General features: G+C 36.4%; 12 protein-coding genes and 1 pseudogene. 5 read left to right on the top strand and 8 right to left on the bottom strand.

Annotated elements, in window-relative coordinates; all coding sequences use genetic code 11:
• Positions 1-74 precede the first annotated feature (74 nt).
• Positions 75-215 carry a JAB domain-containing protein gene (locus A6K76_RS02620; protein ID WP_066461797.1) on the bottom strand — a complete coding sequence of 47 codons (141 nt, stop codon included), beginning with the start codon at positions 213-215 and terminating at the stop codon, positions 75-77.
• Positions 216-1,890: 1,675 nt separating this feature from the next.
• Here A6K76_RS02620 and A6K76_RS17255 point away from each other — a divergent pair.
• Positions 1,891-2,133: pseudogene (locus A6K76_RS17255) on the top strand (S-layer homology domain-containing protein); the annotation flags it as partial.
• Positions 2,134-2,138: 5 nt separating this feature from the next.
• Here A6K76_RS17255 and A6K76_RS02615 read toward each other — a convergent pair.
• Positions 2,139-3,203 carry a transposase gene (locus A6K76_RS02615; protein WP_066461795.1) on the bottom strand — a complete coding sequence of 355 codons (1,065 nt, stop codon included), beginning with the start codon at positions 3,201-3,203 and terminating at the stop codon, positions 2,139-2,141.
• 895 nt (positions 3,204-4,098) lie between these two features.
• Between A6K76_RS02615 and A6K76_RS02610 the strand changes: the two genes are divergently transcribed.
• The 4 genes from A6K76_RS02610 (at position 4,099) to A6K76_RS02595 (ending at position 6,838) form a co-directional block, all read left to right on the top strand.
• Complete coding sequence (locus A6K76_RS02610; RefSeq protein WP_066461793.1) at positions 4,099-4,539, top strand: JAB domain-containing protein; 441 nt, start codon at positions 4,099-4,101, stop codon at positions 4,537-4,539.
• Between the two features lie 407 nt (positions 4,540-4,946).
• The gene (locus A6K76_RS02605; RefSeq protein WP_066461791.1) at positions 4,947-5,735 is read left to right on the top strand and encodes a ParA family protein; all 789 of its coding nucleotides are present in this window, start codon (positions 4,947-4,949) and stop codon (positions 5,733-5,735) included.
• A 3-nt stretch (positions 5,736-5,738) separates the two neighbouring features.
• Positions 5,739-6,041, top strand: coding sequence for a hypothetical protein (locus A6K76_RS02600; protein ID WP_066461785.1), 303 nt, complete (start codon positions 5,739-5,741; stop codon positions 6,039-6,041).
• A gap of 29 nt (positions 6,042-6,070) precedes the next feature.
• Entirely contained in the window at positions 6,071-6,838 is a 768-nt protein-coding gene (locus A6K76_RS02595; RefSeq protein ID WP_066461783.1) for a hypothetical protein, read from the top strand.
• Between the two features lie 44 nt (positions 6,839-6,882).
• On the opposite strand, the gene A6K76_RS02590 is transcribed toward A6K76_RS02595, so the two are convergent.
• The 6 genes from A6K76_RS02590 to A6K76_RS02565 all read right to left on the bottom strand — a co-directional run bounded on the left by A6K76_RS02590 (position 6,883) and on the right by A6K76_RS02565 (position 11,719).
• On the bottom strand, positions 6,883-8,742 hold the full coding sequence (locus A6K76_RS02590; protein WP_083995225.1) for a VirD4-like conjugal transfer protein, CD1115 family: 1,860 nt from the start codon (positions 8,740-8,742) through the stop codon (positions 6,883-6,885).
• A gap of 91 nt (positions 8,743-8,833) precedes the next feature.
• Positions 8,834-9,049: a Maff2 family mobile element protein gene (locus tag A6K76_RS02585; RefSeq protein WP_066461782.1), complete on the bottom strand. Its 216-nt coding sequence runs from the start codon at positions 9,047-9,049 to the stop codon at positions 8,834-8,836.
• Between the two features lie 20 nt (positions 9,050-9,069).
• On the bottom strand, positions 9,070-10,254 hold the full coding sequence (locus A6K76_RS02580) for a hypothetical protein (protein ID WP_066461781.1): 1,185 nt from the start codon (positions 10,252-10,254) through the stop codon (positions 9,070-9,072).
• A 27-nt stretch (positions 10,255-10,281) separates the two neighbouring features.
• Positions 10,282-10,773 carry a hypothetical protein gene (locus A6K76_RS02575; protein WP_066461780.1) on the bottom strand — a complete coding sequence of 164 codons (492 nt, stop codon included), beginning with the start codon at positions 10,771-10,773 and terminating at the stop codon, positions 10,282-10,284.
• A gap of 3 nt (positions 10,774-10,776) precedes the next feature.
• Entirely contained in the window at positions 10,777-11,412 is a 636-nt protein-coding gene (locus A6K76_RS02570; protein WP_083995223.1) for a CD1107 family mobile element protein, read from the bottom strand.
• A 13-nt stretch (positions 11,413-11,425) separates the two neighbouring features.
• Complete coding sequence (locus A6K76_RS02565) at positions 11,426-11,719, bottom strand: hypothetical protein (RefSeq protein ID WP_066461778.1); 294 nt, start codon at positions 11,717-11,719, stop codon at positions 11,426-11,428.

Genomic DNA, 11,719 nt, shown 5'->3' with positions numbered 1-11,719 from the left:
ACATGCCCTTCCTATTGATTCAGTGACTTTTTCAGTGCCCTCCATTTCGTACGGCTCTTCTTCATTACTTACAACTACATATACCCTTTCTCCTTAAACGACACGTACTCTGTTTGGCTCACAATCAAATGGTCGAGTACTTCTACACCGAGTAATGCTCCTGCTTCTTGTAAACGCTGTGTCACTTCTAAATCCTCTGTACTTGGTGTTAGCACTTGTGATGGGGGTTATGTGCGACGCTCTGCTTTTAATCGAATAATCTCGTAAATCGGTTGTAATGTGTGGTTGTTTGTCATGATGGTTTCCTCCTCGCATTTTTTGATTGCTTGAAGCCGCAATCACGAAGTCGGAAGGCAGAATTTTTTCCGATTTCTTGGCGATGCCATGAAGTTATTTGCAGCAAACAAAAGGCAAGGAACCACGTGTGGTAGCTCAAAAATTTTTGTAGCGTCAGCCGCTTTCGACAAAAAATTTTGACGGTCCTTGCGTTTTGGGGTGAAACACGGCAAGCAGTGTGGTAGGCAGAATCTACCGCGCTGCTTGCCGCTTGTTGAACGCAAATGGCAAAGCCGAAGCAGGTGATGTTGCTGCTTCGGCGTATGGCGAGAGAAATCGGAAAAATGCTCACAATCAAAGTGACTGCCGCGACAGTCACTTCCACTTGCTCTTTTGATTTTCGCCTCGTTCAGCTTGTCTTGTATTCTGATGATATGCATTTAATCCCACAAATAACAGCTTCGTTTTTATTTTTCATTTGCAAATTTAAAAATACATGCTATACTTAAAACTAATTCCGGTATTCTTTAAAGTATATCTTTGTCGTACATACCGATTTCAATCTTGAACTTAACTAAATAACATATAAAAAAGCAAAAAAAAAGGTTGAAACAGCTACCAACTGTTTCAACCCCATGAATAGTACGCTCTACCCTACTAAAAGTATTACCGCTAACTATTCAAGTTACGTTTATTATATATGCCCAAAGTTTCAAAGTCAATAGCTATGACTTCTTTTTGGTATACAAAACGACTTGAATTTTCTTTCAACAAAGCGAGTACTTTCAGACTATTCTGGAAATATTCGCTTTTTTTGTTGAGAGCAATGGACTTACACTCTCAAATATCAAAAAAGATGACAGGTTAGCTGAAGCCAATTTCGAAAAGTACAGCGTGTCGAGTGATCGCCCCTACAGATCATTAGGCAGGAACGGTGTTTTGTTCCTTTTCGCCATTCGTAAAAAAACCTCTAATATACTTATTTAGAATAATAAAAACGATAAAGAAAAAGGAGGGTTGGAAACCATTGGCAAGTTATTTAACTTGTTAAGGAATTATGAGATGAACTACGTAATTTGTAGTGAAGCTAAGGGAATGGTGCGGTGCATATGCTCATACACTTTATAGTGAAACTGTAGGGACGTTACGGATACAAATACGGATACCCAAACTCATTGAATCGAGTAAAAGTTCTTAAAATATACGAACACGCGTAGTTTTTTCCTCGAATTTTTGAGGGGAAAAAACTACGTAAGCCGTTTCAAAGCCATTTCCCAAATGAACCTCCCTTGCTAAGAAATCAAAAATCTGAAAAGTAATTAATCAACGTAGTTTTTGATACAAAAGATTAAAAGAGATAAGAAATTAGCTATCTCTTGTATCTTATGTATCTCTTGTATCTAAGATTTAAGATACAAAAAATACAAGAGATACATAAGAGATTTATAAAGTATAAAGTATGTTAATTCTAAAAAAAAATTAAAAGATAAGAGATTAAAACCTCTCTTGTATCTTATGTATCTCTTGTATCTTAGAATGAACAAAAAAATTTTAATTTTTCGGTATAAACATATCTTAAAGTTCGGTTTAAATGAATAGCTTTAAATCCTCTATATGGATCTTAATCAAAATGATCCGAAATATCCTGAAATTTATTATTTGGCAGACCGTAGTATTGAACCAAATGATACAGATTTTTCTGTGCAAGAACCTATTACGCGTGGTGAATATGCTGCGATGCTTGTGAAGGCACTCAGCTATAAAGATGTTGCACCTGTAAATACAAAGTTTAGAGACATGAAGAACAATAACGTAGATTCTGGTTATATTCAAATTGCTATGGAAAGAGGCATTGTTAATGGTTATGACGATGGTACGTTTAAGCCGAACCAAACGTTAAATCGTGGACATGCTGCTACGTTTTTGAGTCGTATGTTTACATTTAAAGAAAGTACACGTACTTTTAAAACGTTCCAGCATCTCACACAGCATATAAAGCCGTACAACCGCTTTTTCGCTTGTGTACGTGTCGTTGCTTTTAATACATAGCGCATGTGATTTAACGCTTGATAAATGTGTTTTGTATGAGGATCTTCTTGATGCCATTCCTGCACAAATTGACGTTCTTCTGCCGTTAATTGTTCGGGTTTTCGCGCTAAACAACGGTCAATAAAGCGCGATTTATGATGCTTTTTCGCTTCCCCCAAATAACGTCGTCTTCGTTGTTGGGCATCGGTGAAAAATTGAACTAAATGAAAACGATCGAGCACATGAACCGCTGCTGGATAGACGGCTTCAATCGCACCTGCCATAGCTGGCGCAAAATCACTAATGACGGTTTGAATTTTGCCTGTTACTTTCTTTAATACAGCCTCGATTGCGTCTTGATCTCGATGTGGAACAATGGCTAAAATGCGCCCTGTTTCAGCATTTAACACACTTGTCGCATAGTTGTGTCCTTTGCGCAAAGCAAACTCATCCACACAAATATGTAGGGCCGATTCCTCGACCAATTGATCCAGTGCATACGTATAAAACCAACGTTCAACTGTTGTGTACGGCAGCTCGTATTCACGTGCGACATCCGCAATCGAACGACCATGACAACGTTTCGTAATTTCACGACGAAATGATTCCGTTGAAGAACGAACAAGTCCTAATCCATAGTCAAATGTAAAACCACAATCTTTACAACGCTGGCGTGGCAACAATAATTCAATCCAAAGCATACCGATATGCCAAGCATAACCGTGACGAAAACGACGACGTGTACGAGCATGACAAACGGTAGCACCTTCGCAAATAGGACAAGCAATGTCTTGAGGTGCGGCTGTAATCGGGAACACATGTGGCTCTTCATCACTCGATAATGCGATTTCAAAAAAAGATGGTAACGGTAGAATCTTTTTGATAAACTTAGCGTACAAAGCGAAAACTCCTCTCGTGGTTTGTCTAGACAACAATTACGATACGTGAGTTTTCGCTTTTATTCTATCTTTTACTGTAAAAATTTTGAATTATTATAAATTCAACCACAAGTTATGGTGAAGAGCCTATATAAATTTAGTGATTCGAAATATATAGAGAGACATATTAAAGTTAAATATTTATGGTTGCCGAAGGTCTCCAAGCATTCGTAACGCAGACAAGCTGCGAACGACTGCTTCGGATCTCGCTCCTCTCTAAAAAGCTCGAGACCAACAAGCTGTAACGAAACGGCTCAGCTACGCATGCCGTTTTCGAACATCTTGTATGTTCCTGTGCTTTTCTTTACGAGTGGACGACAACGGGCAGGACAAAAGAAGGGCACGTGAGTCGCTAAAGCGTTCACGTGACGGAATGTAAAGCGTCGCGTTGCTTTGCTTTACATAAATTAATTTTGCCTTTCCTCGCCTGAACTCTACAATACGCCAACGTTTCTAACGCTGTACTGGTGCGGAAACCTGCACCACACCATCCCAGCGAAGCAACGTACGCTGATTATCAACGGACTTTCGCGACATATCCTCGCTACGCTGCGGTATTTCACGTTCCGTTGACAATCAGCTGGGGCGATTGTTCGAGTTGGCTAAGGAAAGGCAAAATTCCTCCCTTGCGGAACTTAGTTCAGGCAAGGAAAGTCAAAGGCTCGCGCCTTTTCAAAACATGAAAGGATAAAAGAATAAAGATTAAAAGAGTTAAAGGATTTAGGATAGTATTAACGTAACATGTTTACAAATCATTTTTGGTATTTTAGTATCCCTAGTGATTAAAGGGCTACTAATAGGTGGGTTAACATGTTATCTTTCGCAAGAGCGATAATACACAAGGGAGCGATGACGTATGGAAACGATTTATGAAGTAGTTCGAGTGAAGCAAGTCGTAAAGGAAATGAACGGAGTTGCATCAATACGTTCACCTCGAGATTTAGCAACTTTAGCATTTAATTTAATCGGAGAAGAAGATCGAGAAGTATTTCTAGTCATTTGTTTAAATACGAAAAATCAAGCGATTGCAGTACATCGGGTACATGTAGGTACAATTAATGCTAGTATAATTCATCCACGTGAGGTCATGAAAACAGCTATTTTGAATAACGCGGCTTCAATTGTAGTATCTCATAATCATCCATCGACAAATACGACACCGAGCCAGGAAGATCTTGAAGTTACAGAACGTTTAAAACAAGCAGGAGAAATTCTAGGTATTGAATTACTCGATCATATTATCGTTACACCTATCGAAAAAAATTATATTTCATTCCGTGAAAAAGGTTATATGTAATGCGAAATGGGGCTGTCCAAATTCTGGGCAGTCCCTTTTTTTAGTATCCCTAAAACCCCTAGAGATATATGGGTGCTGAAGTGAAGATATTGGTTCCTATAGACTTAAGTTTAACTGAAAGATAAAAAGAAGCATTCTGTTATTCGTAGAGGTTTCTTTTGTTTACAAAATAAGACAGGATACAATGTTTTAATGATAATGATATAGTTCGTCTATGTACTTCCAATACTTTGTATCCCTATACAAACTTTAGAATAACAAAACTAATTTATGAAGAAGAAGGGTAGTTATAGGTGAATTGTTTCACGTGAAACGCTCAACGATTTTAAAGTATCCCTATTGATACTTGTATCTAATAGGATACTATGTTAAGCTGTAGTTATTAGATAGAGAGGGAGCGATAACACATGGCAAAAACGATTACAATTGCTAACTTTAAAGGTGGCGTAGGCAAAACAATAACAACAGTTTTATTTAGTTATTTGTTGGCCGAAAAAAGAGATAAAAAAGTTTTACTAGTTGATTTTGATCCACAGGGTAATGCGAGTGATCGTCTATTTAAAACGTACGGAATTAGTTATCAAAATGTTGAGCTAAGTATTTTTGAAGCAATTAAAAATAAAGATTTAGCACCAGCAATTGTTACGTGTTCAGAAAATCTACACGTTATTCCAGCGGAGTCCGATTTAAGATACTTCACGCGCCTGTTGAACGCAGAGTTTGCCTTCAATTATTCGCTATACCCTTATTTATTAGATGCATTGCTTGAACCTTTACAAGATCAATACGATTATATCTTTATTGATGTACCGCCGACAATTAGTGATTATACGGACAATGCACTTGTCGCTACTGATTATTTAGCTGTTGTAATTCAAACACATGAGGAAGCTTTATCGTCAGCGGAAACGTTTTTACCATACGTAGAAGAATTAATGTCCGATATTGATTCACCAATTAAACTCGTTGCTGCTTTTCCAGTGTTAATGAATGTTGATGGGCGAACAGATCAATTTATTTTAAATGAGGCGCGTAAAGTGTTCGGCAATTATTTGACTGAAAATGTTATTAAAATACGTGAGCGCATTAAAGCATGGGGCGTGGTGGGCATTAAAGATGAAGATATGCATGATAAAGAAGTACTCAACATTTATAGTAAGTTGCTAGATGAATTTTTAGAAAAGATGGAGGAATAAATTATGTTCGAAAACGTTAGTCGCGAAAAGAAGCCTGTAAATCCATTACTTGAAAAAGGTTTGATCACGAAAGGTAAAGTTGCAAAATCTGAAGCTGAAAAGAAACAATTAAGCAGACGTAATATTAAAGTATATGATGATGCGTACACAGATATGGTAGCATTATCACAACTTAAAAATATGACCCACAATGAGCTAATCGTTTGGTTAGTTGATAAGGCTGTAAAAGACCTTGATGAGGAACAAAAGACTGTTTTTTCACATTTGAAATTAGTAGCAGAAGGTAAAGGGAAAAAAACAAAATAGATAGTTTATGCAAGGAGCGATAACACACAATGAAAAATATTTTTCAAATTTATGCAGAAAAATCTATTAGCGTACCGAAAGCACTTTTATTTGGTAAGTATAATACGCTGAGCTTTGAGGCGAAAATGATGTATAGTATGTATCAGCAAATAAGCCAATATGATAATAATGGATTATTATTTTTAAATCTCCAGGAAAATGGGCATTGGGTAAAACAACAAATTGTTCAAGAGCTGATGCAATACAACTTAGTATATGTAGTTAATAATTGCTTGTATTTTAATTATATTGACATGGATGGACATATTATTAATGAAATTGATCGACTAGAGAATAGTAAAGCAGTAGCCTCTATAACACCAGCACCAGCACCAGCACCAGCACCAAGTACGCAGGCGCCAAAGCAACAACAGCAGGAAAGTAAGCGAACTGAAGCTATTAATCAAGCATATTATGCAAATGAAGAGGTGCCGCCAGCAATCGCTGAAACACTTCAGATGTTTTCAAAAAATGTTGATGAATCAGATGAATATTACTCAATCATTATGAAAGCGAAAAAGAAGGTTGCAGATGATTTAGGAGTCATTTTATGGATTGAAGACGATGAAGCATTAAACGATTGTATTATTAATTCTTTCGTACGAGCAATGCGAAAAATTCAAAATTCAAGTATTAAGAATCCTAAAGGCTACCTATATAAAGCAATTCACAAAAGCATTAGCGATTTAATGGCTGAGCGACAAGCACCGAGTTCGCTTCCAGAAGGTATGTATAATTGGCTTGAGGATAGAGACTAGAAAACCAAAGGCACTTTCGCGTAGGCGGCAGTGCCTTTGGTTTGTTATAACTCAATCGCTTCTCCTGAAAGCGTTGTAGCGGTAAGACGTAGTTCACCATGTTCACCTTTAGTATCCCTATAAACCCTAGTATCTGAAGAATCTCTAGGGTAAATAGGTATCTTAGTATCTCTTGTTTCTTCGTTGTTACGTATAGCTATTAAATATTGCTCAATATCGAACCAGTGCTTAGTGCCGTTAGCGTGATATTTGTATCGAGGATGCTTGGTCAAATCGTATTTTTTATCTTTAAAAGGTCGCTTACCGATTATTTGTACAATACATGTGTCGCGTGGCATTGTTTGCAATTCGTCTTCTGTCATCAACAATCTACTTAGTTTGCTATGTGTTTGACCATATGAATCGGTATTTGATCGTGTTCGACTTTCGTTATAATCGTTAATTGTTTGTTTTCCTAACTCTTCGGATAATGCCTTGATTGTTGCTTTTTCCTTACCTCCTAAAAATACACTTGTATCGCAATTTCCTAAAATAGTATCTGCATTATCTTTATAAATAGCTTTTAGCTGTGAAGCTGTTTGTAAAAGAATCGTTGCAGACATATTTCTTGAGCGGATAGTGGCAATCAATTTGTGAAAGTTCGGTATTAACCCGATATTTGCAAATTCATCTAATAAGAAACGAACGTGTGTAGGAAGGGAGCCTTTATATTGTTCATCGGCCACTGTACAAAGAAGATTGAACAGTTGTGTATACATAATCGATACGATGAAATTGAATGTAGCATCTGTATCAGGAACAATAATAAATAGTGCCGTTTTTCGACCAGAGTTACCAAGTGTATGCAAATTTAGCTCATCTTCCTTTAGTAAGTTGCGAACGGCAGGTATGTTGAGTGGCGCAAGTCGAGTAGCACAAGAGATTAAAATACTTTTTGCCGTTTTACCAGCTGCTAATTTATATGCTTTATACTGTTTTACTGCAAAGCTTTCGCTATCTTCTTTTTCTAGCTCATCAAATAAATAATCTACTGCATTTTTATAATTTTCCTCATTTTCTTTAACGGTTGAGTATGAAATTAAATCCATTAAAGTACCTAAGTGTTTTTCGTCTTTCGGAAATTTAGTGAGGATTAAGCTTAAATATGATTGGTAAAGTAATTTTTCTGCTTTCACCCAAAAATCCTCTTGCTGATTATTGTTGCCATTTGTGTTGGCGATAATTGTTTCGACGAGCTTCAAAATATCTTCTTCGTTTTGAACATAGGCGAGTGGGTTATAGTGCATGCTTTTATTAAAATTAACGGTATTCAAGATTTTGATTTTATATTTTCCAATAGACTTTAAAGCCATTCCTAGTTCATTTACGATTGTTCCTTTTGGATCTGTGACGACAAAGGAGGCGTTCATCTGTAATAAATTTGGTTTGACGAAGAAGCGTGTTTTACCGCTACCAGAGCCTCCGATTACAGATGTATTTTTATTGCGTCTAAGATCAAACGCTATATTTTCATCGTTTAAGCGTAATTGCGTATGTTGGCTAAATAAAATATTGTTGTATTGTTTTTCAGGATCATACATACCGTTTAAATCTTTTGTTAAGTGTCCCCATTCAGCTGAACCATGCTCGATGCCTTTTCGGTAATTCTTTTTATTATTCTTTTTGTCGATCAATACGAAAATGAAAAATCCTGCTATAAAAGCTGGCACGAGTAAGTCAACTACGTGCCAAGATAATGGAAACGCTTGTAATAAATATTGTGGGCTTTCAAATAGCATGTTAAAGGCAAGTAATGTATTATTAGCGAACGTAACGCGGAAATAGTAAAACAAGTAATTGAGCAAAACATATACGACACTTCCAAACAGAATATAAAATTTATTTGCGTGTAAAGTTTCTCTCATGTTGTTCACCTCTATGAATAGAAAAAGACAAGTAGCTTATGGACTTGTCTTTTTCTAGTAGCTATAAATGTTTGCTTTGAGTACATAATGTTTAATTGAAGAGCGATTTTAATTCCGGTATGAGTAAAATCGCAATTAGGACGATGCCTGCTCCTGCCATGAATTGCTTCATGCCTTGTGACTTCGCTCCGGGATTATCGTTACCATAACCTTCAAATAAATTGACAACGCCCCATACACCTAAACCAGCTCCAATTAAAATGACAAGCTTTTGCATAACATCGACACCAGAAATGAAGAAATCCATACAAATTACCTCTTTTCGATTTAGTTTGTGGCATTATGTTCATTTGCTTGTCGTTTACGGCGAATGATGAAATACGCAGCCGCAGCAATGGCAAGCAAGATTACTACTGTTAAAACAATGATATTGCCAGCATTAGATGATGCACTGTTTGCTTTCGCGTTATCAACGGATTCGTTCACAGCTAAGAGCGACTGTATTTCAGGTTGTTGAATAATTGGAAAGACCTCAGTTATTTCTGTGTTATTAATTTTCCTATTGTGTGATTCAAATTTTAAAAATTCAGCTTCGTTGAATACGTAATCTTCCAGGTTTAGCATAATCGTCGTTTCTTGCCTTACGAAATATTCTTTTACGGCTTTATTGGTTTGATCCAACATCGTGATAGAACGTCCATAAGGCAAGGTAAGACTGTATAAAAATGTGTTATCTGTAGCCAAAAACTTCACGAGAAAACTGCTGTTTACATTTGTATTATTAAAAACGTATTTCGTATTTGTATATGTTAATACTTCATTAGAGTTATTATTTGAAGGCTGTGTAATGGTTTCAGGCTGTGGTAGTAAACCAACTGGCATATCGTTTTCCATTGCATCGTCAATGTTGTTCTGATTGGTATCCTCGTAAAATAAAGCAAAATATTCGGTTCTATTTTGTGGCTTCGTTGTACTTGTGATATCTAATCTTTCTAAAGTTTCACTGTCCTTATAGTAATACCAGCCGTTAAAGATATAATTGTCGTTTGGCAATACATCAGGTGCAACTGCTTGAAACGACGCTTCTTCGTCAAATGACTTTACAACTTCTTTTATAGCTGAACTATTATGGATCAATGTGCCACCAGTACCGCCGATGAAACCTGCTTGAAATGCTTTACGCTCTGTAAAAATAGGTGTTACGTCTATGGTGTTTTCTTTCTCAATCATCTCCCAATAGCTAAATATAAAATGGTGAGGCGCAGTTGGTTCGATTAAGGCTGCTTCGTAATCCTCAACAATTTGTGTATGTTCGATTATGTCACGTTGATCGTTAAATATTTGAAGCGATTTACCATCAGCGATTTTTTCATGAAACAGAATGCGTTCATTGAAGGTCAATATGACATTATGTTTCAGCATTTCAACGCCATCAGCCTTCACGAATGTATTAAGCGAGATTAAGACAGAGAGTAGCAGTAAGCTAATACTTAACTTGATTACTCGATCCATTTTATCGCTCCTCTCGTATTCGCTAGATTATTTAAGTTTATTATGAGTATCTTTCACCCAATTAATTGTAAAAGAAATAGGGCGTATAGTATCCCTGGTCTTTCTAGTATCTCTGGTATCCTGTTCGTTTTTTTGAACATTCGTAGCTTCAGGCGTTTGCTGCTGAAGAAAATGTACTAGTTGTGTTTCTAAATCATCGTAGCTATCGCGTAAATTTAAGCCTGTTAATTCCTCTAATTTTTCAATAATGAAGGTGTTGGAATAATAATTTGCAGCTTCAATACTATGCTGTTGTTTATGCATGATCAATAGTAAAAAATTTAGCAAAAAGATATTTGTATTTTGTTTTTCAACAATAATACAGTCATGGTTAATACGGTTAATTGGATAAAGCTTACCTATTGCATGCTGGGAAAAATCTTTACTAGAATAGAGACGATTTTTTACATCGAGTACTAATGTGTGATGAGCAATGGGTAAATGGAAGGTTTCGCTTTTTATATATGCGGTATACATCATAGGCTAATCCTTCTTTTGGTGATTTTGCTCATCTAACTCATCGTCAAAACGATCGTCGTAGTGCTCATCCATTTCTTCATCGTCATTCTCCTCAGCTGTATGTTGAGGACGTTTCCTCATGTATAAAAAGTAGTAAGCGGCAACACCGAGCGCTGCGATGAGTAATACAATTATTGTAAAACCTAAGCCACTATTACTTTCTTCTTGTACAGCTTCAGGCTCGGGCATATTAATTGGTGGAGTCGGTGCAATACCTTCATTTATAGTAGGTACGTTATTTAAATCGCTTTCGTTTACGTTTTTTAAAAAGTATACGTTGTTTTGAGTTTTATCCATGTCGATAATCAAATAAAATGTGTTTTGTTCTGTATCTGTTATTGTATAAAATGCTTTTGAACCGCTTGTTGTATAATCAACGACTGTTCCATTTCCTTGCATTGTTTCACCTGTAACGCTTGCTGGTGTTTGCGCATCAATTTCTTCAATTACTTCATTTTCTTTTACATTCTGGCCACTAGGCGGATCTCCGTCGATTGGAGGACTAGTAAGCGATAATTGTGGGGTAGCGTAAACTATTTCACCTAAGCTAAGTGAAAGCATGCAAATACTTAAAATTAAAAATTTTTTTAAAGAACTCAATTTGCATCACCTCTTAGTGTTGAGTCGTTTCACTAGAAAAGCTATTGCTCGTTGTTGTACTTTTACTTTCTTCAAGCTGTTGAATTTCTTTTTTGATGATGACGTCATCAAGCTTTTCTAAAATATAGTCTACAGATATCTTGTTCATCTTAAGCTTTCGCAGTAACTCATCATACTTAGCTACTTCAAGCTGTTCTTCTTCTTTTTTTAATAATCGTTTTTCCTCTCGTAGCGCGTCCTCATAGCCTTCAATCTTTAGTTTCCGTTTACTAATCTTTTCTTCGATTTTCATTATTTTCTCGATCAT

It is taken from the genome of Caryophanon latum, assembly GCF_001700325.1.
Taxonomy (GTDB): Bacteria; Bacillota; Bacilli; order Bacillales_A; family Planococcaceae; genus Caryophanon; species Caryophanon latum.
Note: the sequence above shows the minus strand (reverse complement) of the source record. Positions and strands in the feature narration are given on the sequence as shown.

Coding starts and splice junctions, on each gene's coding strand:
- A6K76_RS02580 (WP_066461781.1), bottom strand. CDS start 10,254: ATGGATCGAGTAATCAAGTTAAGTATTAGCTTACTGCTACTCTCTGTC.
- A6K76_RS02575 (WP_066461780.1), bottom strand. CDS start 10,773: ATGATGTATACCGCATATATAAAAAGCGAAACCTTCCATTTACCCATT.
- A6K76_RS02565 (WP_066461778.1), bottom strand. CDS start 11,719: ATGATCGAGAAAATAATGAAAATCGAAGAAAAGATTAGTAAACGGAAA.
- A6K76_RS02605 (WP_066461791.1), top strand. CDS start 4,947: ATGGCAAAAACGATTACAATTGCTAACTTTAAAGGTGGCGTAGGCAAA.
- A6K76_RS02610 (WP_066461793.1), top strand. CDS start 4,099: ATGGAAACGATTTATGAAGTAGTTCGAGTGAAGCAAGTCGTAAAGGAA.
- A6K76_RS02585 (WP_066461782.1), bottom strand. CDS start 9,049: ATGGATTTCTTCATTTCTGGTGTCGATGTTATGCAAAAGCTTGTCATT.
- A6K76_RS02595 (WP_066461783.1), top strand. CDS start 6,071: ATGAAAAATATTTTTCAAATTTATGCAGAAAAATCTATTAGCGTACCG.
- A6K76_RS02600 (WP_066461785.1), top strand. CDS start 5,739: ATGTTCGAAAACGTTAGTCGCGAAAAGAAGCCTGTAAATCCATTACTT.
- A6K76_RS02590 (WP_083995225.1), bottom strand. CDS start 8,742: ATGAGAGAAACTTTACACGCAAATAAATTTTATATTCTGTTTGGAAGT.